This is a genomic window from Kitasatospora sp. NPDC059812, assembly GCF_042732075.1.
Taxonomy (GTDB): Bacteria; Actinomycetota; Actinomycetes; order Streptomycetales; family Streptomycetaceae; genus Kitasatospora.
Map to the genome: position 1 here is coordinate 16,490 of NZ_JBHWIO010000092.1, position 450 is coordinate 16,939.

Genomic DNA, 450 nt, shown 5'->3' on the forward strand with positions numbered 1-450 from the left:
GCCGCGCGCCGGCCCCCCCCCGCGCGGGGGGGGGGGGGGGGGCCGCGGGGGGCCGGGTGGGCCCGGGGCCCCCGGCGGGCGGCGGGCAGCCCGACAGGACGCCCGGCGCCGACGGGCCAGCCCGCCACGGCCTCCCGCGCGGTGGCCGCAACCGGCGGCGCCGCAAGGCCTCCCCCGGCCCGGGCACACTGCGCCGGACGGCGTTCGGTGCGGCGGGCCTGGCCTGCCTGGTGCTGGGCACCACCGTGGCGTTGTCCGGCCAGCACACCCCGGTGGTGCGGGTCGAGCCCTCGGTGCACGGCAGTACCGACAACCCGGCGGCCGCGCCCTCGGGAGGCCCCGGAACCACGGGGACCACCCCGCGGGGCCGGGGGGCCGGGGGGGCCGGCCGGCGGGCGCGGAGCCCGCGCCGCGGGGGGGGGGCGCCGCGCGCTGGGGGGGCGCCGGCGG